The sequence below is a fragment of the Spiribacter onubensis genome, from assembly GCF_040838425.1.
Lineage (GTDB): Bacteria > Pseudomonadota > Gammaproteobacteria > Nitrococcales > Nitrococcaceae > Spiribacter > Spiribacter onubensis.
The window spans coordinates 269,948-294,317 of the sequence record NZ_JBAKFI010000002.1 but is presented as its reverse complement, the minus strand read 5'-3'; the positions used below and the strand labels follow the sequence as shown (position 1 = coordinate 294,317).

General features: G+C 61.8%; 24 protein-coding genes. 10 read left to right on the top strand and 14 right to left on the bottom strand.

Translation table 11 applies throughout. The features are described from left to right. Positions 1-43: 43 nt before the first annotated feature. A complete protein-coding gene (gene hldE, locus V6X63_RS04880) occupies positions 44-1,483 on the top strand; it encodes a bifunctional D-glycero-beta-D-manno-heptose-7-phosphate kinase/D-glycero-beta-D-manno-heptose 1-phosphate adenylyltransferase HldE (RefSeq protein WP_367978286.1) in 1,440 nt (479 codons plus the stop codon). Here hldE and V6X63_RS04875 read toward each other — a convergent pair. Beyond that, positions 1,465-2,202, bottom strand: coding sequence for a 3-deoxy-D-manno-octulosonic acid kinase (locus V6X63_RS04875; protein WP_408022297.1), 738 nt, complete (start codon positions 2,200-2,202; stop codon positions 1,465-1,467). The genes hldE and V6X63_RS04875 overlap by 19 nt on opposite strands. On the opposite strand from V6X63_RS04875, the gene V6X63_RS04870 reads away from it, so the two are divergent. Both V6X63_RS04870 and V6X63_RS04865 read left to right on the top strand, forming a co-directional pair. After that, positions 2,194-3,345, top strand: a complete 1,152-nt coding sequence (locus V6X63_RS04870) for a glycosyltransferase family 9 protein (protein WP_408022296.1) — start codon at positions 2,194-2,196, stop codon at positions 3,343-3,345. The genes V6X63_RS04875 and V6X63_RS04870 overlap by 9 nt on opposite strands. Beyond that, positions 3,342-4,622, top strand: a complete 1,281-nt coding sequence (locus V6X63_RS04865) for a 3-deoxy-D-manno-octulosonic acid transferase (protein ID WP_367978283.1) — start codon at positions 3,342-3,344, stop codon at positions 4,620-4,622. Before V6X63_RS04870 ends, V6X63_RS04865 begins: the two co-directional genes overlap by 4 nt. Here the strand turns inward: V6X63_RS04865 and V6X63_RS04860 are convergent. From V6X63_RS04860 to V6X63_RS04850, 3 genes are read right to left on the bottom strand one after another with little or no spacing between them, the layout of a single operon-like run. Beyond that, a complete protein-coding gene (locus V6X63_RS04860; protein ID WP_367978282.1) occupies positions 4,619-5,962 on the bottom strand; it encodes a TolC family outer membrane protein in 1,344 nt (447 codons plus the stop codon). The two genes, V6X63_RS04865 and V6X63_RS04860, sit on opposite strands and share 4 nt — an antisense overlap. 15 nt (positions 5,963-5,977) lie before the next feature. Continuing rightward, on the bottom strand, positions 5,978-6,301 hold the full coding sequence (locus V6X63_RS04855) for a rhodanese-like domain-containing protein (protein ID WP_367967860.1): 324 nt from the start codon (positions 6,299-6,301) through the stop codon (positions 5,978-5,980). Positions 6,302-6,325: 24 nt separating this feature from the next. Continuing rightward, a complete protein-coding gene (locus tag V6X63_RS04850) occupies positions 6,326-6,988 on the bottom strand; it encodes a protein-L-isoaspartate O-methyltransferase family protein (RefSeq protein ID WP_367967502.1) in 663 nt (220 codons plus the stop codon). A 511-nt stretch (positions 6,989-7,499) separates the two neighbouring features. Here V6X63_RS04850 and V6X63_RS04845 point away from each other — a divergent pair. Then, a complete protein-coding gene (locus V6X63_RS04845; protein ID WP_367978281.1) occupies positions 7,500-8,633 on the top strand; it encodes a transposase in 1,134 nt (377 codons plus the stop codon). Here V6X63_RS04845 and V6X63_RS04840 read toward each other — a convergent pair. Further along, positions 8,581-9,540, bottom strand: a complete 960-nt coding sequence (locus V6X63_RS04840) for a DnaJ C-terminal domain-containing protein (protein WP_367978280.1) — start codon at positions 9,538-9,540, stop codon at positions 8,581-8,583. The two genes, V6X63_RS04845 and V6X63_RS04840, sit on opposite strands and share 53 nt — an antisense overlap. 174 nt (positions 9,541-9,714) lie before the next feature. Between V6X63_RS04840 and rpmB the strand changes: the two genes are divergently transcribed. The 3 genes from rpmB (at position 9,715) to mutM (ending at position 11,011) form a co-directional block, all read left to right on the top strand. Continuing rightward, positions 9,715-9,951 (top strand): 50S ribosomal protein L28, encoded by a 237-nt coding sequence (gene rpmB / locus V6X63_RS04835; RefSeq protein ID WP_367978279.1) that lies wholly within the window; start codon positions 9,715-9,717, stop codon positions 9,949-9,951. 8 nt (positions 9,952-9,959) lie between these two features. Beyond that, positions 9,960-10,115: a 50S ribosomal protein L33 gene (gene rpmG, locus V6X63_RS04830; RefSeq protein WP_154295433.1), complete on the top strand. Its 156-nt coding sequence runs from the start codon at positions 9,960-9,962 to the stop codon at positions 10,113-10,115. A 77-nt stretch (positions 10,116-10,192) separates the two neighbouring features. Continuing rightward, complete coding sequence (gene mutM / locus V6X63_RS04825) at positions 10,193-11,011, top strand: bifunctional DNA-formamidopyrimidine glycosylase/DNA-(apurinic or apyrimidinic site) lyase (protein ID WP_367978278.1); 819 nt, start codon at positions 10,193-10,195, stop codon at positions 11,009-11,011. Between the two features lie 7 nt (positions 11,012-11,018). Here the strand turns inward: mutM and V6X63_RS04820 are convergent, their stop codons facing one another. The 8 genes from V6X63_RS04820 to V6X63_RS04785 form a co-directional block, all read right to left on the bottom strand. Continuing rightward, positions 11,019-12,560 carry a gamma-glutamyltransferase family protein gene (locus tag V6X63_RS04820; RefSeq protein ID WP_367978277.1) on the bottom strand — a complete coding sequence of 514 codons (1,542 nt, stop codon included), beginning with the start codon at positions 12,558-12,560 and terminating at the stop codon, positions 11,019-11,021. 56 nt (positions 12,561-12,616) lie between these two features. Continuing rightward, a complete protein-coding gene (locus V6X63_RS04815; protein WP_367978276.1) occupies positions 12,617-13,384 on the bottom strand; it encodes a dienelactone hydrolase family protein in 768 nt (255 codons plus the stop codon). Between the two features lie 105 nt (positions 13,385-13,489). Beyond that, complete coding sequence (locus V6X63_RS04810) at positions 13,490-14,551, bottom strand: tartrate dehydrogenase (protein WP_367967495.1); 1,062 nt, start codon at positions 14,549-14,551, stop codon at positions 13,490-13,492. 117 nt (positions 14,552-14,668) lie between these two features. Beyond that, the gene (gene cydC, locus V6X63_RS04805) at positions 14,669-16,387 is read right to left on the bottom strand and encodes a thiol reductant ABC exporter subunit CydC (protein ID WP_367978275.1); all 1,719 of its coding nucleotides are present in this window, start codon (positions 16,385-16,387) and stop codon (positions 14,669-14,671) included. Continuing rightward, positions 16,380-18,101: a thiol reductant ABC exporter subunit CydD gene (cydD, locus tag V6X63_RS04800; RefSeq protein ID WP_367978274.1), complete on the bottom strand. Its 1,722-nt coding sequence runs from the start codon at positions 18,099-18,101 to the stop codon at positions 16,380-16,382. Before cydD ends, cydC begins: the two co-directional genes overlap by 8 nt. A gap of 4 nt (positions 18,102-18,105) precedes the next feature. Beyond that, entirely contained in the window at positions 18,106-19,104 is a 999-nt protein-coding gene (cydB, locus tag V6X63_RS04795; RefSeq protein WP_367967490.1) for a cytochrome d ubiquinol oxidase subunit II, read from the bottom strand. Next, positions 19,101-20,522, bottom strand: coding sequence for a cytochrome ubiquinol oxidase subunit I (locus tag V6X63_RS04790; protein ID WP_367978273.1), 1,422 nt, complete (start codon positions 20,520-20,522; stop codon positions 19,101-19,103). The genes cydB and V6X63_RS04790 overlap by 4 nt, the downstream gene beginning before the upstream one ends. A gap of 90 nt (positions 20,523-20,612) precedes the next feature. Beyond that, positions 20,613-21,305: a Crp/Fnr family transcriptional regulator gene (locus tag V6X63_RS04785; RefSeq protein ID WP_367967488.1), complete on the bottom strand. Its 693-nt coding sequence runs from the start codon at positions 21,303-21,305 to the stop codon at positions 20,613-20,615. Positions 21,306-21,415: 110 nt separating this feature from the next. Here V6X63_RS04785 and V6X63_RS04780 point away from each other — a divergent pair, with 110 nt between their 5' ends. Genes V6X63_RS04780 through V6X63_RS04770 form a run of 3 tightly spaced genes read left to right on the top strand, consistent with a single transcriptional unit; the run spans position 21,416 to position 23,058 of the window. Continuing rightward, positions 21,416-21,616 carry a YgaP family membrane protein gene (locus V6X63_RS04780; protein WP_367978272.1) on the top strand — a complete coding sequence of 67 codons (201 nt, stop codon included), beginning with the start codon at positions 21,416-21,418 and terminating at the stop codon, positions 21,614-21,616. 27 nt (positions 21,617-21,643) lie between these two features. Continuing rightward, on the top strand, positions 21,644-22,078 hold the full coding sequence (locus V6X63_RS04775; RefSeq protein ID WP_367967486.1) for a DsrE family protein: 435 nt from the start codon (positions 21,644-21,646) through the stop codon (positions 22,076-22,078). 20 nt (positions 22,079-22,098) lie between these two features. Beyond that, a complete protein-coding gene (locus tag V6X63_RS04770; RefSeq protein ID WP_367967485.1) occupies positions 22,099-23,058 on the top strand; it encodes a sulfurtransferase in 960 nt (319 codons plus the stop codon). A gap of 73 nt (positions 23,059-23,131) precedes the next feature. Here the strand turns inward: V6X63_RS04770 and hemH are convergent, their stop codons facing one another. After that, positions 23,132-24,238 carry a ferrochelatase gene (hemH, locus tag V6X63_RS04765; RefSeq protein ID WP_407826369.1) on the bottom strand — a complete coding sequence of 369 codons (1,107 nt, stop codon included), beginning with the start codon at positions 24,236-24,238 and terminating at the stop codon, positions 23,132-23,134. Between the last annotated feature and the right edge of the window lie 132 nt (positions 24,239-24,370).

Here is a 24,370-nt window from a genome sequence, read left to right as displayed (position 1 = left end):
ATCTGAGCGGTATTTCTCACAATCTACCGTCTCGAGGGCCTCGATGCAGCTTGAAGTTCCCGATTTTAGTGCCGCCCGAGTGCTTGTGGTCGGTGATGTCATGCTCGACCGCTACTGGCAGGGCCCCACCGGACGTATCTCGCCGGAGGCGCCGGTGCCGGTCCTGCGGGTTGATGAAGAGGATCTGCGCCCCGGTGGCGCGGCCAATGTTGCCGTGAATCTCGGCTCGCTCGGTGCACGGGTCAAGATGATTGGTCTGGTCGGGGACGACGATCATGGCCGCCTGCTCGAGTCGCGGCTACGGGCCAGTGGCGTGGAGCCGCTGCTACATCGCGTCCCCACTCACCCGACGATCTGCAAGTTGCGCGTCATCAGTCAGCGTCAACAGTTGATACGGCTCGATTTTGAACGCCCGTTTACCCCTGCCGAGACGGCCGGCCTTGCCGACCGGTTTGCCGAGGCCCTGCGCGAGGCCGACGTGGTAGTGGTCTCGGACTACGCCAAGGGGACACTGTGCGGTGTCGAGGGTCTTATCCAAGACGCGCGGAGAGCGGGTGTCCCAATTCTGGTGGATCCAAAGGGAACGGATTGGCGTCGCTATGCAGGGGCGACCCTGCTGACGCCAAATCTCACCGAGTTCCGGCAATATCAGGCGCAGCATGGCAATGGCGACTCGGACAGCCATGACCTGGAGCAGCTGGCTGGCCAAGTGATCGAACAGCTATCGCTGGCCGGGATGCTCATCACCCGTGGCGAGGAGGGCATGAGTCTGCTGTATCGTGACCAGCCCCCATTTCATCTGCCGGCGCATGCGCGCGAGGTTTTTGACGTCACGGGTGCCGGCGACACCGTGATTGCCCTTCTGGCTGCTGCGCTTGCGGCCGGGGCCGATTTTCGGCACGCCACCTCGCTCGCGAATCTTGCGGCCTCTCTCGTGGTGGCAAAAGTCGGCACTGCGTCGGTGGCCGTCCCGGAACTGGAGGCGGCTGCCGGCGTAATGCATGGCAACCGCGAAGTGCTCGATCCCAAGACTCTCCAGGCTATCCTGGAGCCACTTCGCAAGCGGGGAGAGAAGGTCGTGATGACCAATGGCTGCTTCGATCTTCTCCATGCGGGTCATGTCCATTATCTGGAGCAGGCGCGACGGCTTGGCGATCGTCTGGTTGTGGCGGTCAATGATGATGATTCGGTGCGGAGGCTCAAGGGCGAGGGACGCCCGGTCATGCCGCTCGCCCAGCGGATGTCGGTGCTAGCGGCTTTGAACGCCGTTGATTGGGTCATTTCGTTTTCCGAAGATACGCCGGCGGCGCTGATCGGTGAGATTCTTCCGGATGTGCTGGTCAAGGGCGGCGACTATTCGCCAGAGCAGATCGCTGGATACGACGCGGTGACCGCGGCCGGCGGAGAAGTGCGCGTCCTCGATTTCGTGGCGGGTGAGTCGACCAGCGCGATCATCGATCGGATTCAGGCCCCCCCCGAATAGGCGCTCATCAACAGGGGCCAGCCCTGCCGGGCCATGGTCTCCAGCTCCGCCTCCCGGGACAGGGAGCGGCGGAGTCTTGCCATGCTTCGATTCTGAATCGCGGCGCCTGCGTTCAATCTGCCGCGATCCCAGTCAATCAACCAGACTTTGCGTTGATCATCGACAAGGATATTGCGGACATTCAGGTCCGCATGGTGGGCACCGATTGCGTGGAACATTCGAATCACGCGGCCGGTTTCACGCCAGACCCCGTCGCGAGCACTCGGATCCTGGCTGTCCCGGAAATAAGCGTCGAACATGAAATCCGCCAGCGAACGCGCGCCCTGGATCCGCCGAGTCATGATATCTGCGGTATAGCTGGCGGTTTTCCTCTGGATACGGCCAGCGATTGGGACAGGCACCGGAAGGCCGAGGGCGTGCAGTTGCGATAGGACGGATAGTTCTCGCCATGGACGACTCCTTCTCAACCCGATCCAGAGGAATCGATCGTTGCTGAACTTCGCTGGCAGGCCACCGCGACGATAATGACGAAGCACCCATTCTTCGTCATGGAAACGGATGAACCAGGCGGCAGCACGGCCCTGCGCCGTTCCCTCGATCAACCCCTGCGCTTCGAGCCATTGCGGATTAAAAAGGTTGGAAGAGACCTCGTGCGACGAGGTGATCGGCGGGCTGATAAAGTAAGTTTCACCTTGAGCGCGGACATCCAAATGCACCATCAGCAATCACCCGTTAGCGCCAACGCACCGCGTCGACTGTGCCTGTTCCGTCTCTCGGCGATCGGTGATTGCTGCAATATGGTTCCCATCGTTCGGACTCTCCAGGCGCATCTGCCAGAGACGCGGCTTACTTGGATCATGGGCCAGACGGAGGCCGGCCTGCTCGGTGACCTTGATGGTGTAGAGGTTATCACTCACGACAAAAAAGCCGGGACTGGCACGCTCCGCCGCAAGCTTTCCGGTCGGGCGTTCGACGTCCTGTTGCTCATGCAGGTGGCCCTTCGCGCGGGGCTGGTGTCACGCGCGGTCGAGGCACCAGTGCGCATCGGATTTGATCGGTCCCGGTCCAGGGATGGCCACAGCATCTTCATTAATCAACGCATCCCGAATGCTCCGCCCGGACATGTCATCGATGGTTTTTTCGGCTTCTGCGAGGCGCTCGGTGTTCAGGCGCGTCATCTGCGCTGGGATATCCCCGTTCCCAACAGTGCGGGAGAGCAAGCGGAGCATCTGCTGACGGAGTTCTTTGGGGGAACGTCCGCTACCGGTGATGATAGGACCGCGGCTCGTGGAATCCTGTTGATCAGCCCGTGCAGCAGTCAACGGTTCCGGAACTTCAGGAACTGGGCGCCTGAGTATTACGCGGAGGTTGCCCGCTATGCCGCATCGGTCCATGGATTGCGAATCATCCTGACCGGTGGCAAGAGCGAGGTCGAGCGGGATTATGGAGAGCAGATAACCGCTGCGCTGAAGAATCCATTGGGGCAGAACGCGCCTGTCCCTGTTCTGAACCTCATTGGGCGGACGGATCTCAAGACATTATTCGCCCTGATGCAAAGGGCATCGGTGGTGCTTGCACCGGACTCCGGCCCGTTGCATATGGCGGTTGCCGCGGGCACTCCAGCGGTTGGTCTCTATGCGACCTCCAATCCGGAGCGAACGGGCCCCGTTCTCGGCATGCGGTGGGTGGTTAATGCCTATCCGCAGGCGGTTCGGCAGTCACTGGGCCGATCGGTGGGCGATGTCCGCTGGGGACAACGGGTCAGGGATCCTCGCGCCATGGCGTTGATCAAGCCAGCGGCGGTGATCGCGAAGCTGGATGAGTTGATGTCGACGCCGAGCAAGGACCGTCTGGCCGTATGACGTTCACTTCCTACCGGTTCTTGTCGCGGCTTTTGCGGCCGCTCGCATATGCCTACCTTCGGAGGCTCGGGCGAAAAGATCCAGCCTACCGACTTGGTATCGAGGAGCGGTGGGGGCGAGGCGATTATCGTTCGATATCTCCAGGATCCATCTGGATTCATGCGGCATCGGTGGGCGAGATCCGCGCTGCCCAGCCTCTGATCGATCGTCTGCTTGAGGAGGGCCGTCCGCTTTTCATTACCACGAACACTCCAACCGGCCGGCAGACCGCAGAGGACCGTTATGGCGCCGGGATCGTGGTGAGGTTCGCTCCGGTGGATGTCCCGGATGCTGTTGAGCGTTTCCTCGACAATCTACGGCCGTCCGCCGCCTTATTCGTCGAGCTGGAGCTATGGCCCAATCGGCTGGTGGCGCTGGAAAGGAGAAACATCCCCATCGCCCTCGTCAACGCTCGTCTCAGTGAGGCGAGTTTCCGGCGTTATGCCCGATTTGCCCGCTTGATGAAGCAGTGCCTGGCGGGCGTTGTCTGCGTCAGCGCACAAACCGAGGCCGACGCGGAGCGGTACCGCAGGATGGGTGTCCCGGATCGCCGGATTGAAGTCACGGGCAACCTCAAGTTCGATCAATCGGTCAATGATCAGCAGATCCAGCTGGGCCGCCTCTTGCGCTCGCAGATAGGTCTCGACCGTCCTGTATGGGTGGCGGCGAGTCTCAGGCAGGCCGAGGCGCCGATCGTGAAAGAGGCGCATGGGTTGCTTCGTGCGCGTTACCCGAATGCGCTCCTCATTGCGGTGCCGAGACACCCTGAGCAGTTCACCTGGCCTGACTCGGTTTGGGACAGGCATGTTCTGATGGCTTCGGGGTTGTACGAGAATAAACCGATAGCCCCCGAAACAAGCGTCGTGCTGGGAGACACATACGGGGAGATGATCCGGTTTCTCTCCGCCGCTGACATCGCGTTTGTGGGGGGTACGCTTACACCGGTCGGTGGCCATAATCCCCTGGAGCCAGCGTCCTTGGCCAAAGCGATTCTGATGGGGCCGAATGTCACCAATTTCCGTCAGATCGATAGCCTGCTGGGAGATCGGGGTGGCCGCATCCGGGTTCATAGCGCGGCCGAGCTGGCAGACTCACTGACTTCGTTATTCGGGGACAGGCACTATCTGGCGGAGGTGGGAGATAACGCGAGACGGCTTGTTGAGGAGCACAGGGGCGCGACGGAACTTACGCTAAGTGCGCTGCATCGGACACTTTTTATGAATGAGGTTAAGTCCTAGGGCGCCTCTTCGAGCAGTGCATTGACGCGGTCAATGTCCTCCTTCGAGAGAGTTCCGGCGGCCTGCTGAAGCCTGAGCGTGTTGAGAAGATAGGCGTTTCGGGCCTGCTCGTAATCACGCTCTGCATTAAAAACCTCACGCTGAGCATTGAGTACGTCGACGATCGTTCGTGTGCCGACATCAAACCCGGCTTCGGTGGCCTCGAGCGCGGATCGGGTGGATACCCTTGCCTGATCCAGTGCCTGGACGCGCTCCAGTGCTGTCAAAACCCCGCGATAGGCATTCGCTGCGTCGCGCGTGACTGTCCGCCGAGTTTCCTCCAATACCTCTCGCGCCTCGGTGTACCGGAACTGCGCCTCGCGGATATTCGATGAGATACCGCCACCTTGATAGAGCGGTAGGTTGAGCTGCACGCCCGCGCTCAGCTGGTCAGAGCTCGTGTCTCGGCCCTGACGACCATACTGCTCGAGCCCGTCATATCCGGCGACAAGGTCAACCGTAGGGCGGCGCACGCCACGCTCCACGTCGACGCCCTCCATAGCCGCTTCAGCCGCGAAGCGTGCAGCAGCAAGCTGTCGATTCTCCTGCTGTGCCTGTTCTCTCCAGGAAGCCAGGTCGGACGGCTCTGGTGCCGTCAGTGAGACGCCGGCTCCCAGGGCTTCGAGTACGCCAGGGGGTTGATTGGTCAGCTCTCGAAGTTCTTCCCGGCGATTCTGGAGGTTATCCCTGGCCTGAAACAGCTCAGCGTGGGCCAGGTCCGCGCGCGCTCTGGCTTCCTCGACGTCTGTCCTTGCGATGACCCCCACCTCAAAACGCTGCTCCGCCTGTTCGAGCTGGCGTTCGATGGCCTCAAGACTCGCTTCGGCGGCATCAACCGCCTCCCTCGCGTCCAGGACATCAAAGTATCTCTCCGCGACCCTCAGGATGAGCGCCTGTTCAGCGAACGCGAATTGGGCCTGGGCCTGGCTTACCTGCGCGTCTGCACGGTCAACGGCCTTGGCCCGCGAATACCGGTAGAGGGGCTGCGACAGCGAGACTCCATAGGTCAGTTGCCGATACTGACCGTCCGCTTGCCCACCGGCCAGGTCGCCATTTTCGTCGTTGACATTGAATGACGAAGTTACTGAGACATCAGGTCGCAGACCGGCTCTTGCCTGCGGAAGCGACTCTTCCAGGGCCTGGCGTTCAGCAATGGCCTGCTGGAACTGCGGATCACTGGTGAGCGCCCGCTCGTAAACGTCCAGAAGGTCCTCTGCTGCCGCCTTCTGGTTGGGGACAGACACTAATGTCGCGATTGCAAAAACCGCCAGGCCGATGATCACTGTTTGCGGGCGAGGCATTTTCAAATCCTGTCGTCAGTACCTGGGCAGGCTCGGGTCGATGGTGCGGGACCATTCATCGATCCCGCCACTGAGATTAAAGACCCGTTCCCGGCCGTTTTGTTCAAGCCATTGGGTCACCATGGCACTTCGAACGCCATGATGACAGAGGACAACGATATCTCTGTCGTCGGGCAGATCATCAACGATCTCGGTGCCAAGGGTGCTCAAGGGCGCAAAGACGCTCCCTTCGAGCCGAGCAATTCGAGTCTCCCATGGCTCCCTTACATCGAGGACTGTGATTCGTGCCTGTCCCGATCTGATCTTTTGATGGAGTTCCCGTGGCGTCAAGCTCTGCATGTGCAGCATGCGGCCCTGGCTGTCCTAGAGAGAGAATTCCCGAGTGACCGGCGAGCCTAAAAGTGGTGGCGCGGTGGTGTCGAACAGGCTCTCGCTCGACCACTGATCCTCGCCAACTCGAGTGATGAGCACCGCCTCCATGATCGGTGGCTGTCCCAGAATGAGGAACAGTCGCCCGCCTTCGGCGAGGCTGCGATGGAACCCCTGGTGGAGCTGGGGCAGAGAGCCGGTGACGGCGATGACGTCATAGCGTCGACCGTCATCCCAGCCCAGTGCTGCATCGCCCACTTCCAGGCGGGTGTTCCGTATCCCCGCATGGCGAATGGAATCCTCGGCACGCGCTGTGAAGTCGGGGTAGATGTCGACACTCGTGACATGGGATGCGAGGCGGGCAAGGCAACACGTGAGATAGCCAGAGCCGGTGCCGACCTCGAGGACACGCTCGTTGGGCTGCGGGTCCAGCGCCTGCAGTAGCCGACCCTCAACCTTTGGTTCGAGCATTACCTCCCCATGCCCCAGCGGAACCTGCATGTCTGCGTACGCAAGGTTGGCGTACTGGGGCGGCGTGAAGGCTTCCCGTGGCAGCTTCTCCAGTGCATCGAGGACGCGGTCGTTCAAGACCTCCCAGGTCCTCAACTGCTGCTCGATCATGTTTTCCCTTGCGTCAGCCAGATTCACGTCAGTCATGGAGGTCCGCTCTATGTTGGCCATCTCAATGGCCGGTTTGGCCTACGGGCGGCACGCACTCTCGTGTACCGAACGCATCCCCGCACGAGTGCCTGTCCCTTAATCTCGCCCGAGATGAGAGGTTAAGGCGTTTGCCGCAGAGCGACAAGCATCATCCATACCCCACATATGGGGGATAGTTTTCGTCGCCACGGTTGTAGATACTTTGTCCCAGACCAGTCGCTGGCCCGTCGGATACGGCAGCAGGGACGCTGAAAAATCGCTTGGGCTGGCGGCTGGTCGCCTCTTTCGCCCGACGGGTCCCCTTTGGCTTTTGATCGGCCCGATATTCGAATCGAGTCAATGGGGTGGTCGAGCCAGCAGAACCCCCTGGTGAGCAGCCGTTCGTCCTGAGACGCCCACCGCCCATCGGTTGCGGCCCGTGGATACTGGAAATCCGGGAGCACTTTTCCGAGACTGAGCTCGTGGCCAGCCGCCGGCAAGCCGGCAAAGGAATGGATGCCACGCCGGGATGCCGGCGGCTGTCACCTCAATGCCGAAATTGTTTCCACTGTTTGGACTGAAGTCAGAAGGTTATCCAGGGATGGGGCAACCTCGTCGCAATCAGATCTCGCTCAAGGCAACGCCCTACTACCACCTCGTATCGCGATGCGTAAGACGCGAGTTCTTATGTGGTCATGATCCGCTGACGGGCAAGGATTACTCGCACAGGCGCCGGTGGATATGTCAGAGGTTGGAACGACTCGTTCAGATCTTTGCCGTCGACGTCTGTGCCTATGCGGTGATGTCCAATCACTATCACTTGGTCGTGCGGATCGATGAACAGGCCGCGAGATCGTGGACGCCGCATGAAGTCTTGAGGCGCTGGCTCATGCTTTTCAAAGGGCCGGCTTGGATGCATGAGGTTGTGCAGTCCGGCCATCGGATGGCGTCGCATCCGTCGATGTCGCTCGTCGTAGCGATGTACCGTTCCCGTCTCATGAGCCTCTCCTGGTTCATGCGCTGTATCAACGAACCGATCGCCCGTCGGGCGAACCGGGAGGACGGGGTGAATGGCCATTTCTGGCAGGGCCGCTACCGCTGTCAGGCGTTGCTGGACGAAGGGGCTTTGATGACTGCCATGACCTACGTGGATCTGAACCCTCTAAGAGCCGGCATCGTCGAACGTCCTGAAGATGCGGAGTACGCCTCTGTAGCCCAGCGATTTGCCCATGCGGCCGGTCGACCGTTTCCTGGAACAGGCCCCAAATTAATGGCGCTCCCCGCAGGTGGAGCGGAAGAGAGCGACGGCTCTGGAGCATCGCCTCCATTGACGTTGCTCGAATACCTTGAGCTCATCGATTGGAGCGCTCGGGCCGTCGCCGCCGGCAAAGGCGCAGCGATGCCGGATGGTATCCCGCCGGTTCTGAGCCGATTGGGGCTTAGCTCTGAGATGTTCGGAGATTTCGTCGCCGCTGGCGGAGGGCATGGCCTGGCCGTACTGGGTGACCCCGATAGTCTACGATCATGGGCGGTCTCTCTCGGCCGCCACTACTTTAGGGGTCGTCGGCTTGCCGCCGCGCTTTTCAGACGCGCCGGCGAACGCCTTCGTTTCAGTTCTTCGAAGCACGTGGATCGAAGTCAAAGGCCTCTGCCATCGACTTGAAGAAGTCTTCCGACTGCTGGCTGTCGAGCGGCGGGTTGACGATCTTCAGAGAAACATATTGATTTCCCCTGTTTCGACCGGGAAGCCCTCGTCCTTTCAAACGCAGCCGTGTGCCAGTCTGGCTGCCTCGCGGGATTTTAAGCTCGACCGTCCCGCCCAGCGTTGGGGCCGGGATCGTTCCTCCCAGCGCGGCCTCCCACGGCGCAACCGGCACATCGACGTGGATATCCTTGCCACGAAGATGGAAGCGGTCATGGGGGCGGATATGAATCTCGAGGAGGAGGTCACCCGGCTCGCCACTCATGGGTGAGCGCGTACCCTGACCCTTGAGTCGAATCTGTTGTCCGTTCGTGACGCCCTCGGGGATCTTCACGCGAAGGCGCTTGGGAGACTCTCCGCCAGCACTGATATCCACTGACCTGGTGGCGCCGGCATAAGCGTCTTCGAGGTCGATCTGCAGCTTCGCGGTGGTATCCGGAGCGCGGAAGTCCCTTGGATGACCGGCTGTGTGCCTGTCCCCGTCAGGGCCTTTTCCAAAACCACTCGAGCCGAACCCGCCTCCCAGGCCTCCGCCAAACAGGTTCTCGAAGAAGTCGCTGAAATCACCAAAGCCGGCGCTGTAGCTTGCACCACCGCGTGTGCCGGTCTGTTGTTCCCAACCCGGCGGTGGCCGGAAGTCCTGGCCCGATTGCCAGTTCTCACCGAGCTCGTCATACATCTTGCGCTTATCCGGGTCCTTGAGGACCTCATACGCTTCGGCGACCTGCTTGAACTTTGTCTCGGCGTCTGGCTCCTGGCTTACGTCCGGATGATATTTGCGCGCAAGGCGACGATACGCCTTTTTGATCTCGTCTTTGGACGCCTCGCGATTTACTCCGAGCGTCTTGTAGTAGTCCTGGAACTCCATATCCCCTCGGTGCCTGTCCCAATCCGCCACAGAGAAGATATGGAGGCTACCGGCAGTGAATTCAATGAGCAGCTGTAGGGGAGGATTGCAGCCTCTGAGCGGGGCTGGTATAAAGTTCGGCTAACCGAGCGCGGTTGGGCGCGCACGTTCGGACAAGGATTTCGGGAGGCCCCAATGGCCAAGGTATGTCAGGTCACCGGCAAGCGTCCGATGACCGGAAACAATGTGTCTCACGCCAACAACAAGACTCGCCGGCGTTTTCTGCCGAACCTGCGCTACCATCGCTTCTGGCTGGACAGCGAAAGCCGCTGGGTGCGGTTGCGTGTTTCCAGCAAGGGGATGCGGATTATTGACAAGGTCGGTATCGAACAGGTGATTGCGGACCTGCGCAACCGCGGCGAGAAAGTCTGAGGTAAATGATGCGCGATAAGATTAAACTCGTCTCCTCGGCTGGTACCGGGCACTTCTATACGACCGATAAGAACCGGCGTAACACCCCGCACAAGCTCGAGTTTCGCAAGTATGACCCAGTGGTGCGCAAGCACGTGATCTACAAGGAAGCCAAGATCAAGTAGGTCTGCCTCACGAGTTCAACACGAAAGCCCGCTCTCCAGCGGGCTTTTTTGCAAGTGATAGCCGGATATCCGATTGCATGCCTGAACTACCTGAGGTGGAGACGACGCGCCGGGGCCTCGAGCCCCATTGCGTGGGCCATCGACTATTGTGCTTGAGGGTGCGAGAACCCAGGCTGCGTTGGCATGTCCCGGTGACTGACCCCCCTCGCGTCGCCGGTGCCCGCATCCACTCCCTCGATCGGCGGGGTAAGTATCTGTTGTTTCGGCTCGAAGCAGGTACCACGATCCTCATGCATCTGGGCATGTCCGGACATATGCGTGTGGTCAGACCGGGACAGGCACTAAAATCCCATGACCATGTCGACTTCGAGCTCGACAGTGGCGAGCTACTCCGCTTTAACGATCCGCGCCGCTTTGGGAGTCTCCATATCACCGAAGATCCGCCGGAGCAGCATCCGCTGCTATCCCGGCTTGGCCCGGAACCGCTTGGTGGCGAATTCAGGGGTGAGTATCTCCACCGCATAGCCGCGGGGCGCCGTGTTGCGATAAAAAACCTGGTAATGGACAGCCACGTGGTCGTTGGTGTCGGGAATATCTATGCGACTGAGGCGCTCTATCGTGCCGGTATCCATCCTACGCGCCCCGCAGGGCGCATCGCCCGCCAGCGCTATGACCACCTGGTCGGCTGCATTCGTGCAGTTCTGGAGGAGGCGATCGAGGCGGGCGGCACGACTTTGCGAGATTTCAGCGGTGCCGATGGTGTCCCCGGATACTTCCAGCAAACCCTCCACGCCTATGGACGAGGAGGCCAGCCGTGCGGTTGCTGCGGGCGCCGCTTGAAAGAAATCCGCCTCGCCCAGCGCTCGACCGTCTATTGTCCGCGTTGCCAGCGATGACTGTGCCTCAGCTCGCGGCCACGGCTCCATCACTACGCGGGTCGCTGGCACCTTCGAGCAATCCGTCGGGGTGACGCACGATCGCGCCGGCATGTCCCATCATGCTGTCGAAATCCCCAACCATCTCAACGGCATGCCCTGCCTCATGGAGTTGCTCCGAAAGACTTGAAGGGAATCGAGACTCGAGCTTCAGGTTTGTACTCGAATCTCCCCAGGTGCGACCGAGCAACCATCGCGGGGCACTGATCGCTTTTTGAAGAGGCATCATATCATTGGCGTAACGGGTGAAGATTGCAGCTTGTGTCTGTGGCTGTCCCTCACCGCCCATAGTCCCGTAAACCATATCGCGCCCGTCATCGAAGCGGGCCATCGCCGGATTCAGAGTGTGGAAGGGGCGCCGACCGGGCTCAAGGGCCTGAAGATTCCGTGCATCCAGACCGAAGCTGATCCCGCGGTTCTGCATTAGTACTCCGGTCGCCGGTAGTACGACCCCCGCTCCGTATTCCCAGTAGATCGACTGAATAAAGCTCACCGCTTGGCCTTGCGAGTCGACGGCGCCCATCCAGACCGTATCGCCGGCAGCTCCTGGGTAGGGCCAGGGCGCTGCCCGGGTCATATCGATCTCACTGGCAGCTGTTTCCAGCCACTCATCGCAAAGGAAATCCCGCGGGTTTACGGTCATCCAGCGTGGATCCGCAACGTGCCTGTCCCGAACCCGGAAGGCCTTTTTGGTCGACTCGACGAGCGCGTGGATATGTCCAAATGGGCCCATGTTTGGGACAGGCACTCTTTGATGAATCCCAAGTATCAGCAGCGAGGCGAGTCCCTGAGTGGGCGGAGGCATGTTGTAGAGGCGGGTTCCGCTGAGGCGGAGGCTGAGTGGTTCGACTCTGAGTGGTCTGTATTCGAGGAGATCGTTCAGCCGTAGCGGACTGTCCAGTGCGCCGAGATCGGCTGCCATGCTGCGCGCAATATCGCCACGGTAGAAGTCATCCAGCCCCGAGCGACCTAAGTGCTCAAGCGTATCGGCAAGCGCCGGCTGACGAAGCCGGACTCCACATTCGAGCGGGCGATTTGAGGCATCGAGGAAGGTTGTCGAGAATCCCGGCAAATCACACAGCTCGTCGAGTTTTTGTCTGGTCACCAGCGCTTGACCGGCGGTAACCGGAACGCCCTCACGTGCCAGTGTTATCGCCGGTTCTAGCAGGCGCGAGAGCGGTAATCTCCCCTCTGCGAGGACGCCCTGCGATAATGCTGCCTCCCAACCTCCGATGGTCCCTGGCACCGTGAGTGCCGCCATTGGTCCCCGGGTCGGAATCGTCGCCAGGCCATGCTCGTAGTAGAGGTCCCGGGTAGCCAGTGCGGCTGCTGGCCCACAGGCATCGATACCGATCGGCGCTTCTCCCGGCCGACTGATCAGCCAGAAACCATCGCCGCCAATCGCATTCATATGCGGATAGACGACGGCGATGACCGCTGCTGCCGCTACCATCGCTTCAGTGGCTGTCCCGTTCTCGCGGAGCACATCACGGCCGGCCTCGGCGGCCATGTGATGGGGAGCGGTCATCATGCCCCGGGTGCCCATTGTGGTATTAAGCATCCGGTTCAGTTCAGCGTATCGCCTAGAAAGGTCCGCAGCGCCTGCCAGGACTTCAGATCGGCCTGCGGGTCATACCGGTCCTCCGCTTCCCAGTCGGTAAAGGCATGTCGTGCCCCGCCGTAGATCTCGATCTGATAATCCACTCCATCGGCATCAAGACGGTCGGCAAGTGACGATATGTCCTCCATGGGCGCAACAGCGTCATTGCTTCCATGCAGAATCAATAATTCGCCCTGGACGTCGGTATAGTCCTGACCCTCTGGCGTGCCGAGCCCCCCATGAAAGGACACAAAGCCCTCGAGGGGTAGACCCGCGCGCGCCATCTCAAGAACCACTGCGCCACCAAAGCAATAGCCGATCGCCACCATCTTGGCGATATCCGTGGCGCGCTGATCGAACGCGGCATCCATCCCTGAATCAATGAGCGCACGCATGCGATCGCGATCGGCATAGAGCGCGCCCGTGAGTTCGCGACGACGCTCAATGCTCTCCGGCCGGACCCCCTCTCCGAACAGATCAATGGCGAAGGCCGCATAGCCCTCGTGGGCCAGCATCCTTGCCCGCATGCGCTCATATTCGCCGAGACCATCCCAGTCATGCACGATCACGACGGTGGGCTGGTCATCGCCCAACGCTCTGTTGTATGCGATATAACCCTCGAAAGCGGCATCGCCATGCGTGTAACTGACTGGTTTAGAGACAATTTCTGCATGCAGAGCCTGGCTGGATGCCAGTAGCCCGAACACCGTGATGGCAGTGATCAACCTCGACATTTCGGAGATCCTCCCGAGGGTCGCTGAAGTGCCTGTCCCGAAATTTCCGCGAAATTTCGGCCTCCATCAAATCGTGCCTGTCCCGATCAGATCACCCCGATCAGGTCACCCTCTCAGCTCGGCGAGCACACGGTCTGCAAATTCGCGAGTGCCCGCCTGGCCGCCCAGGTCTCGGGTGAGGACGCGGCCTTCGCCGGTCACCGTCTCGAGCGCACCCATGAGGTCATCCGCGGCCTCCTGCTCGCCGAGGTCTTCCAGCATCATTACCACTGTCCAGATCATGGCGATCGGGTTGGCGATGTCCTGGCCGGCGATGTCTGGGGCTGAACCGTGTACCGGCTCGAACATCGAAGGCATGTCCGGGGACGGGTTGATATTCGCCGACGGCGCGACACCGATCCCGCCGGCCGTTGCCGGCCCGAGATCCGACAGGATGTCTCCGAACAGGTTCGTTCCCACCACGACATCGAACCAGTCCGGATGGGTGACGAAGTTCGCGGCAAGAATGTCGACGTGATACCCATCCACCTGCACGTCAGGCCAATTCGGGGCCATGGCCGCTACCTGCTCGTCCCAGAACGGCATCGTATGCTTGATACCGTTGGACTTGGTCGCGTAGGCCAGCCGCTTGCGTGACCGCGACTGTGCCAGCCGGAAGGCATAATCAAGGATGCGCTCACTACCCTTGCGGGTGATGACAGTGGCCTGCACCGCCATGGCTTCGGGCAGTCCATCGTAGAGTCTTCCCCCAATCTCGGAATACTCGCCCTCATTGTTCTCGCGAACCACCAGGTAATTGATGTCCTCGGGGCCCCGGTTTCGAAGCGCTGAGGTGAGGCCGCGGAGCAGACGCACCGGACGCAGGTTGACGTATTGCTGGAACTCGCGCCTGATCGGCAGTAGCAGGCCCCAGAGCGAGACATGATCCGGGACACCGGGGTAACCGACGGCCCCCAGGAGGATCGCGTCGTGCGGCCGCAGGTGCTCGATACCATCCTCCGGCATCATGGCGCCGTGTTCAGCATAGTACTCGCAGGAGTAGGGGAACTCGGTGAACGCAAAATCAAGGCCCGGACGTTTGCCGAGCGCCTCCAGGCAGCGCACGCCGATGGGTGTAACCTCCTGGCCGATACCGTCACCGGGTATGAGGGCGATTCGATGGGTCATGCTGAACCTTTCACGCTGGTCAATGATGGAGGTGCAATGCTAGCGGATAAGCATGTCCGGGCACAGCGGGCGGTGCCGGATCCCGGCCGACAGGGTCTCGGGCCGGACAGGCGATTTTCAGATCCGTGCCAGTCGACCCGTGCGCAGTTGCAGCAGCCGGTCGACGGATGGGATCGCGGAGGGCTCATGTCCAAGTACGATGGCCGTTCGGCCCGTGAGCCATCGCTCGATGGCAGAGCTGACTTGCGCGGCGGTGGCCTCATCCAGCCCACTGAGAGGTTCGTCGAGTACGACGATGGGCGCGTCGCGCAACATCACCCTGCCAAGTGCAAGCCGCCTTGCCTGCCCGCCGGAGACTTCCAGTCCGGATTCCCCGATCCACGTGTTGATTCCGTCGGGGCAACTCGCGACGAATTCGTCCAGCGCCAGTGCCTCAATTAGTGACCACAGGCGTGCGTCGCTTGCCTCCGCGCAGGCGACTCGCAGATTGCCCGCGATTGTTCCACTGAACAGATCGGTCTGCTGCGTGAGGTAACCCAGCCGGGCCAGATGACTGGCGAAGTCCTGCTTTTTGACAGGTTTTCCCTCCACTAATACCTGACCGCTGTCAGGCACGAGCCATCCTGCGAGGAGATTGGCCAGACTCGACTTTCCGCAGCCCGAGGCACCGATTATCCCGACATGTTCGCCTTCGCCCACGGTAAGACTCAGCTCATCGAGGACCTTCGCACCCGCACCGCGACGGACCGTCACCGACTCGAACCGGATATCCCCCGCCTGTCCCGGCGTCACCTCGGTCGATTGACTGCCATCGCCATCGCCATCGCCATCGCCCGGGTGCGTCTCTTGACTGGAATACGTACCGTCGGTGCTGCGCGTGTCCAGGCGCTTTGCTGACGCCCGGGCCCGGGCAAGGTGCAGTCCGGATCCTGGCAGCACGCCCAGTGGCTCGAGGAGGGCCAGAATTGCCAGAGGCATCATCACTGCGACGGCACCACTGATCCGATCGGCCGCGAACAGACTCAGGGCAGTGAGCAGGACGCCCACTGCGACCAGCTGCAGGGTGCCGTGAAGGATTGCCTCGCCCGTCGCGATCTCGATAGCAAGGCGCTCCTCGCCCGCGCGTTCCTCCTCATCTAGACCATCCACGCGTTTGCGGTGGTACCCGACACTGCCGAAGGCCTTCAATTCCGTCAGACCCCGGAGGTGATCAACCAACTGAGCACGCAGGTTTGCATTGGCGCTCGCCAGGCGTCTGGTGAGTGCCTGTCCCGAAAACCAGGCGCGAACTCCGATCAGCGCGCCCGCCGTCATCACGATCAGGCCGGCGGTTAAAGCCACGGCGATCGAGCCGATTGCCAGAAGCGCGACGGTAATCAGTATCGCGAGGCCGGCCACCAGAGGTGGCGCCAGTCCCCGTAGATACAGCCCATCGAGGCGATCAATGTCGGTGGTCAGCCGGTTGAGCAGTTCGCCGCTGCGCAGCTGGCCCAGTACCCCGGGCGATAGGTTCGCCAGCCGTGAGAAGGTCTGTCCACGCAGGTCGCGGAGCAGCCTCAGCACCACATCGTGGTTGAATACCCGCTCAAAGTAACGCGCCACAGTACGCGTCACGGCAAACGTGCGAATGCCACCACCCGGCACATAGATATCAAGCCGCGCCGCAACCCCAGCGGCGAGCAGTGCGCCGGTGACGGCAGTGGCGGTAATGAACCAGCCCGAGAGCGCCAGTAGCCCAATCCCGGATGCTGCGGTCACCAGCATCAGTGCGGCGCCGATGAGGAGGCGGCCGCGATAGGGACGCATCATGCTCAGATATGGGCGCAGCTCATTCATCGACGACAGGCTCCAGTCGCGCATGGCGGATCTGGTAGCGGCGCTCTGCGCTGTCTCGTAGCACCCGGTCATGGCTGGCAATGACGGTGATGCGCCCCTCTGTGGCCAGTGCACTCAACCCGTCGAGCACATAGCGCTCTGTCTCAGCGTCGAGGGCTGCCGTCGGCTCATCGAGCAGGATCACGGGTGCCGGCGAGACAAATGCCCGGGCCAGCGCCACGCGTTGTGCCTGTCCCCCCGACAGACCGACGCCTCGTTCACCGACGCCGGTATCAAGCCCGGCCGGGAGTCGCTCGGCGAATTCGATGACTCCGGCGCGGTTCGCTGCCGCTTCCAGCGCGTCGTCGCTCGCGTCCGGATAACCCAGACGGATGTTTTCGCGGAGGGTGGCACTGGCGATGAAAGGGGGCGCACCAAGCCAAGCCGTCCGCTGATCAAGTGGCGGGCGCCGGATGTCACCGGTGGATGGTGAGAGCAATCCGGCCAGCGCGAGCAGCAATGTCGTCTTGCCGGTACCCGAGGGTCCCTCGATCAGCACCCGCTCCCCCGGTTCGGCTACCAGTTCAGGGACTTCCAGCACGATCCCTCGGCCAGGACGCTCGAGTTTCAGATCAGTTGCCCGCAGACCCCCATGGCCGTCCGGTGTCCGGGCGCCAGCGGCGGGCGCTGCTCGCATAAGCGATTCCCCGCATGCGGTTGGACCGCCTGCCTCCGTCTCACTCCGATCCTGAGCCGCCGTCTCACCCTCGGCTTCGAATCCCATCAGCAGCTCCGCCGCCCCCAGCGCTGTGGCTCGGTCGTGGTAATGCTGGGCCAGCGTGCGTAGTGGCTGGAAAAACTCCGGGGCGAGCAATAGCACGAACAGGCCGCTGAACAGCGTCAGCTCCGGCGCTGGGCCAAACTCGATATAACCCAGCAGGCCGAAACCGATATAGATGGCGATCACCGCGATCGCCACCGAGGCGAAGAACTCAAGCACCGCCGAGGACAGGAAGGCGACCCGCAGCACACGCATGCTGCGCTGTCTGTACTCGTCGGAACCGGCGAGAATACCGTCCGTGGCGTCGTCCACCCGACCGAACAGGCGCAGGGTCGTCAGGCCGCGGACGCGATCCAGGAACTGCCCCGACAGCCGGGCGACCGACTCGAACTGATCACGGTTGAGGCGTTCTGCCCCCATGCCGACCAACGCCATGAAAAGCGGGATGAGTGGTGCCGACACGACGAGGAAAAGGGCCGCGATCCAGTCCTGCGTGAAGGCCGTGATCGCAATGGCGAGGGGAATCACCACGGCCACCGTCATTTGCGGGCGATAACGTGAGTAGTAGCCATCCAACGCACTGATCTGCTCGGTCAGCTGGCTGGCCGTCTCTCCGGTGTCCCGGCTCGCAAGGCCAGCGGGCCCCAATGTCTCGGCATGATCGATCAGTCGTGAACGCACGCGCTGTCTCACGGTGCTCGAGGCCGCGATGGACACCCGGGCGCGCAGGATCTGCGCGACCGGGCGAAGCAGGACGACCAGGATCAGCATGATGGCAGGTGTCAGCACGGCATTCAGGCTGGCACCTGCCATCACGACCTGATGGACGAGCCACGCGATCAGGCCCGCCTGGGCGATGATCAACAGGCCCTCAATAACCCCATACAGAGCGGCGAGCCGCAACCTGGGGGTGACCGACCGGCCTTCCCGGGCCAGCCATTCGGAGGGTTTCATCTCGCTAGTGATACCCCTCGCCGGGGCGGACCTTGCCGCGGAAGACCCAGTAGGTCCAGGCGGTATAGGCAAGCACCACCGGTATGACGAAAAGCACGCCCAGCAGAAGGAACATCTGCGACTCGCGCGCCGATGCAGCGTCATAGAGGGTGTAGTCCGGGGGAACCACATAAGGCCACTTGCTGGCCAGCAGTCCCAGGTAGGTAAAGATGAAAAGCCCCATGGTCGCCACGAATGGCAGGCCCTCTGCTCGACTGCGCACTGAGCGCAGTATCAGCCAGGCGCAGGCCAGAGCGCCGGCGGGCAGGAGCCAGATGGAGAACAGGTTGCTGAACCAGCGATCGCGTACGAACTCATCGACCAATGGCGTCCAGAAGCTGATGATCAGAAATACGCCCAACACCCCGCCCAGCAGCCTGGGCGTCAGCCGGTAGGCCCAGTCCTGCACCGGGCCTTCGGTCTTCATGATCAGCCAGGTGCTGCCGAGCAGCGCATAGCCGAGCACGAGCCCGATGCCAGTCAGCACCGAGAACGGAGTCAGCCAGTCGAAAGCCCCACCGACATAGGCAAAATTCTCTGTCTCAAAGCCCTGGATATAGGCGCCGACGACGATACCCTGCGCCAGTGCGGCAACCGTGGATCCGCCGGCGAAGGCCGCACTCCACCAGCCCTTTTTCGCCGGACTTGCCTTGAACCGGAATTCGAAAGCAACGCCGCGGAAGATCAGCCCGGCCAGAAGCAGGAAAACACCAAGGTAGAGAGCCGGCAGAAGCACGGAGTAAACCAGCGGAAACGCGCCAAGCAATCCGGCACCGCCCAGCACCAGCCAGGTTTCGTTGCCATCCCAGACCGGTGCCACGGAGTTCATCATGACGTCACGAGACTCCTCGTCCGGAGCGAAGGGATAGAGGATCCCGACGCCCAGGTCGAAGCCATCCATGAGCACATACATGATCACACCGAAGGCGATGATGACCGCCCAGATCATGGTGAAGTCGATCATGTCCACTCCCCCTTGATCGGTGCCGCCGGGGCCGTGTTACCAATCGGGCCCCCGGCCGATAGCGGCCGCTTGGGATGGGCGCCGGATTCGGTGCTGCCCGGCTCGACATCCGCCATGCCGCCCTTGACCAGTCGCCAGAGGTAGTACCCGCCCGAGGCATAAACCACCGCATAAACGGACATGTACCCGATCAGACTGACGATGGCCATCCAGCCGGTGAGCGAGGGTGTCACGCCCTCCGAGAAGTTGATCATGCCGTAGACCAGCCACGGCGCACGGCCCGACTCGGTGGTGAACCACCCCGCCAGCACGGCAATGAACGGCGCGGCGATCATCAGCGGTAACAGGCGATGGAAGCGCCCGGGCTCGTAGAGTCGCCCACGAAGGCGCAGCACCAGACCCCAGATGCCGAAGGCGATCATCAGGAAGCCGATGCCGACCATGATCCGGAACGACCAGAACACGATGGAGACGGGTGGCTGATCCTCGGGTGCGACCTCGGTGAGCCCCGGCACCACGCCATCGGCCTCATGCGTGAGGATGATGCTGGCGAGCTTGGGAATGCCAAATTCGAAGCGGTTCTCCTGCGCTGCCTTGTCCGGCAGTGCAAAAAGGAGGAGCGGCGCACCGGCCTGCGTCTCCCAGTTGCCCTCCATGGCCGCCACCTTGGTCGGCTGATACTCCAGCGTGTTGAGCCCGTGGAAGTCGCCGATGACCGCCTGGGCCGGCGCGAGGAACAGAATCATCCACAGGCACATGGAGAGCGCCTTGCGATTGGCTTCGACCTTATGCCCCTTGAGGAGGTACCAGGCGCTCACACCGGCGACCACGAAGCTGCCGGTGAGGAAGCTGGCCACCGCCATGTGAGTGAACCGGTAGGGGAAAGACGGGTTGAAGATCGCCTCCGCCCAGCTACGGACGTGCAGCATCCCGTCCTGGAACTCGACTCCGGCAGGGGTATGCATCCAGCTGTTGGCCACGAGAATCCAGAACGAGGAGATGAAGGTGCCAAGGGCGACCATGATGGCGGCGAACAGGTGCGTGCCCCGGGGCACCTTGTCGCGGCCGAAGAGCAGCACACCCAGGAAGGCGGCCTCCAGGAAGAACGCGGTGACGACCTCATAACTGAGGATCGGTCCAAGGAAGTTCGCCGACATCTGGGCGAAGTTGCTCCAGTTGGTGCCGAACTGGAAGGACATCACGATGCCTGAGACGACGCCCATTCCGAAGGCGACGGCGAACACCTTGGTCCAGAAGCGGGAGAGTTGAGCCCACGCCGGATTGCCGGTCTTGAAGTGAAGGCCCTCAAGCAACGCGATATAGGATGCCAGGCCGATGGTGAACACCGGGAATATCGCGTGGAAGGACACGACAAACGCGAACTGGATTCGCGAAATCAGCAGTGGATCAAACTCCATGGCACCTGCCCCTGTATTGCATGTCTGTGGCGCGTCTTTCGCGCCCGATTCGCTTCTCTCTGTCTCTCCGCAGGCCGACGCCGGGTGGCCTCAGGCGCTCGCTTTGTCAGCCTGCGCGACGCCTACGTCACTCAGGGCCGTCGCATTGATAATGGTAATCAGCCCGCGCTCCAGGTTGACCAGTCCGCGCCGCTCAAACTCCTTGAGCAGGCGACTGACGACCTCCCTCGCTGTCCCCAGTTCCACTGCCAGATCCTGATGCGTGATCGCCAGTCGCCCGTCGCGCTGGCGCTCAAGCAGTCGCTCCGCCAGGCGCTGATCAAGCCGCCGGAAGGCGACCTCCTCAATCACCAGCATCAGTGACTGCAGGCGCTGGCCGTAGCTCTCGAGCACGGCCTGCCGGAACCCGGCTGCTTCGTTCATCAACCGCTCCGTCAGGACAGTCGGGATGAGCAGCACCTCGCTGTCTTCCTCGACAACCGCCTCCGACTGGTGACTGCCTTGCGTGAGCAGACATGCCACGGAGAGCGGGCACAATTCACCTCCTTTGATCCGATAGAGGACGATTTCGTTCCCCGATGCGCCCACCATCTGGACACGGATTTCACCGTTGAGTACCAGCGGCAGCCCCTGGCATTCATCGCCCGGTCCGAAGACCGTCGTGCCCGCCGGTAGAGTCAGCCGCTGGGCGGCCCGTCTCAGCTCGTCCCACGAGCGTCGGTCCAGGTTTGCGAACGCAGGTGGGGGTATGTCCTGGGCATGATGCGGATCATGTTTACTCATGGTCTGTCCGAAGTTATGTGACTTCATCACTGATCGTCTGATGAGCAGACGCGCTTACTGGGGCCAATGTCCAGAGACATCCACCGCATTGGGTCAAAGGAGTGCGCTTCATGTTCAAACAAAACGTCGGTTCCGCCGATCGCATCGTTCGCGCCATTGTGGGGCTCGCCCTCATTGCCATGGCGATCTTCGGCCAGGGTATGGCCTGGGGCTGGATCGGCCTGGTGCCACTTGCCACATCCGTCGTCAGCTATTGTCCGGCCTACAGCATTTTCGGTCTCAACACTTGCGGGCGCAAAGCCCAACACTAAAACGCCCACCCTATGAGGAGTCCAATCATGAAATCGATCAAATCCCTGGCCGCCACCCTGCTGCTGGCGCTCTTCTCCAGTGCCGCGATGGCGCAGAGCGATGCCGACATGCTCACCATCATCACCAGTGACGAGGATGAGACGCAGGCGATGGCCCTGATCCTGACCATGCAGGCCCAGCAGAAAGGGGCATCCCCCCAGGTCCTGCTATGTGATGATGCCGGTGACCTGGCGGTGCGCTCGGAGGTCGCCGAGTCCGAGACGCTGCGCGGCCCCGATGCGAGCCCCGCACAGATGATCCAGGGCCTGGTCAATAAGGGTGTGACCGTGGATGTCTGTGCCATTTATCTGCCCAATCGCGAGTACACCGAGGCCGACCTCATTGACGGTGTCGGCGTCGCTCAGCCACCGGCCATTGGTGAGCTCGTCGCCGATCCGGCCATTCGTCTTTTCACATTCTGATTCCCGCGGAGGACGATTCCATGCGAACCGGAGCACTCACACGGTACCTGATGCTCGCCCTCGCCCTCGCCATCGCCGTCCCCGGCTTGGCCGGTGCCCAGTCCGGCACATCGATGGCCGATATCGGTCCGGTGGTGGACGCCGGATGGGCGCTTGACCATCAGGATGACGTCACCCTGATCAATGTGTCCCGTCGCCCGTCGAACTATGAGGAGACCGGCTTTATCGCCGGCGCACCTTTCGTGGGGATGGGGGAGTTCCTCACCGAGCGCCCGGGGCTGAAGGGCACGATCCGCTATCTCGCACCCACCGCCGGGCAATTCGAGACCGTCATGCAGGGACTCGGTGTGGATGCCGGCGACATGGTGGTCATCGCGCCGGCGGGCACTACCGTCTACGGTGATGCCACGGTCGCCTCGCGACTCTACTGGCAGCTCAAGTACTTCGGCCATGACAACGTTGCCATTCTGGATGGCGGTGTCGCCGCCTGGGATGCCGCTGGTGGTGAGGTCTCCGACTCGCCGGCGGCGTCGCCCGGGGGCGGCAGTTACACAGCCGGCGAACCGCGCGGCGAGCTCCTCGCCACGACGGCCGAGGTGGAAGCGGTGATCGCCGGGGATGAGGCTGCCCAGCTGGTGGACAATCGGCCCCTGCCGCAGTTTACCGGCGTGATGAGCAAAGACTACGTGGATGGCAGTGGCCATCTGCCGGCGGCGAGGCCCGTACCATTCAACCTCTTCGTCGCACCCCGTGAGGGTGTCGTGTACTGGCGCACCCCGGACGAGGTTCGGGGAATCGTCTCGGCGATGCTGCCGGGCGTCGAGGGCCGGATCATTGACTATTGCAACTCCGGCCACGTCTCGTCGCTCGCCTGGTTTGCCATGTCGGAGATTGGCGGGATGGCCGATGTTGCCCTCTACGATGGTTCGCTTCATGAGTGGACCCTCGACGGGGAGCGTTCACTGGTCATCGGCCAATAGACGCTGGTCCCCGGATACCGGGGCAGGCATCAAGCCTGTCCCGGATTTTCCCTTTCCTGAATGACGCAGCCGCTCAATAGTCGCAGCCCATGGCCTTGGCCCGCTCCCGGGTCGCCTTGGGATCCCGTCGGTTTCGCAGGACCTCCGGGCTCGCTTCCGGCCAGCCCTGTAGATGATCAATCGCCAGGTTGGTCAGCATGTCGAGGTGGTCTGGTCGGGCGTTGAGCGCCCGGATATAACGCAGCTCGCCGCCGCCGTTTTCTTCGAAGATCTCCGCGTTCTCGCCCTCAATCTCCTCGAGTGTCTCGAGGCAATCCGCCGAGAAGCCGGGGCAGATCACATCGAGTTTCTGCATTCCCGACTCGGCCAGGCTCTTGACGGTCTCATCGGTGTACGGCTGTAGCCAGACTTCGCGTCCAAACAGAGACTGGAAGGTGACCTGCCATTCCCCGTCTGCCATGCCCAGTCGCTCGGCTACCAGGCGGGCGGTTTTCTGGCACTGACAGTGATAGAAGTCGCCATTCAGCAGGTAGCGCCGGGGCATGCCATGAAAGGAGAAAAGCATCTTCTCCGCCTTGCCATGGGCTTCCCAGTGCTCGCGAATGGTGTTGGCCAGAGACTCGATGTACTGCGGGTCGTCGTGATACTGCCCGATCAGTCGCAGCTCGGGAATGACCCGCCATTTCTTGAGCTCGTCGAAGACCGCATCGTAGGTTGACCCCACAGTGGTTGCCGAGTACTGAGGGTAGAGCGGCATCACCAGAATACGCTCCGCACCTTCCTCGCGGAGCTTGCGCAGACCGTCCCGGATGGACGGGTTGCCATAGCGCATGGCCAGTTCGACGCTGACCGGCCCGTCCAGCCGTTCCTTCAGACGCTTGGCGATCCCCTCGGTCTGTTCCTTGCCAATGGTGAGGAGTGGCGAGCCGCCTTCCTCCCATACCTCGGCATATGCCGCAGCGGATTTCTTAGGCCGCGTGCGCAGGATGACGCCATGCAGGAGCAGCCACCAGAGTGGGCGATTGATCTCGACCACACGGGGGTCGCCCAGGAACTCGGCCAGATAGCGGCGCAGTGCCGGCGTCGTGGGCGCATCGGGCGTCCCCAGGTTGGTGACTAGCACGCCCAGGCGAGGGATATCGTCATGATGGGCATTCGGCTTGGCGCTGTACATTGGCATGTCGATCGATCCTGCATACGACAGAAACCGCCAATGATAGGCCGGAACCGGTGTCGGGGAAAATGCAAGGGCCTACGGTCGGTGATAGGCCCGGCCTATCGATGCCGCGTTTCCTGTAGACTGAAAGTGACC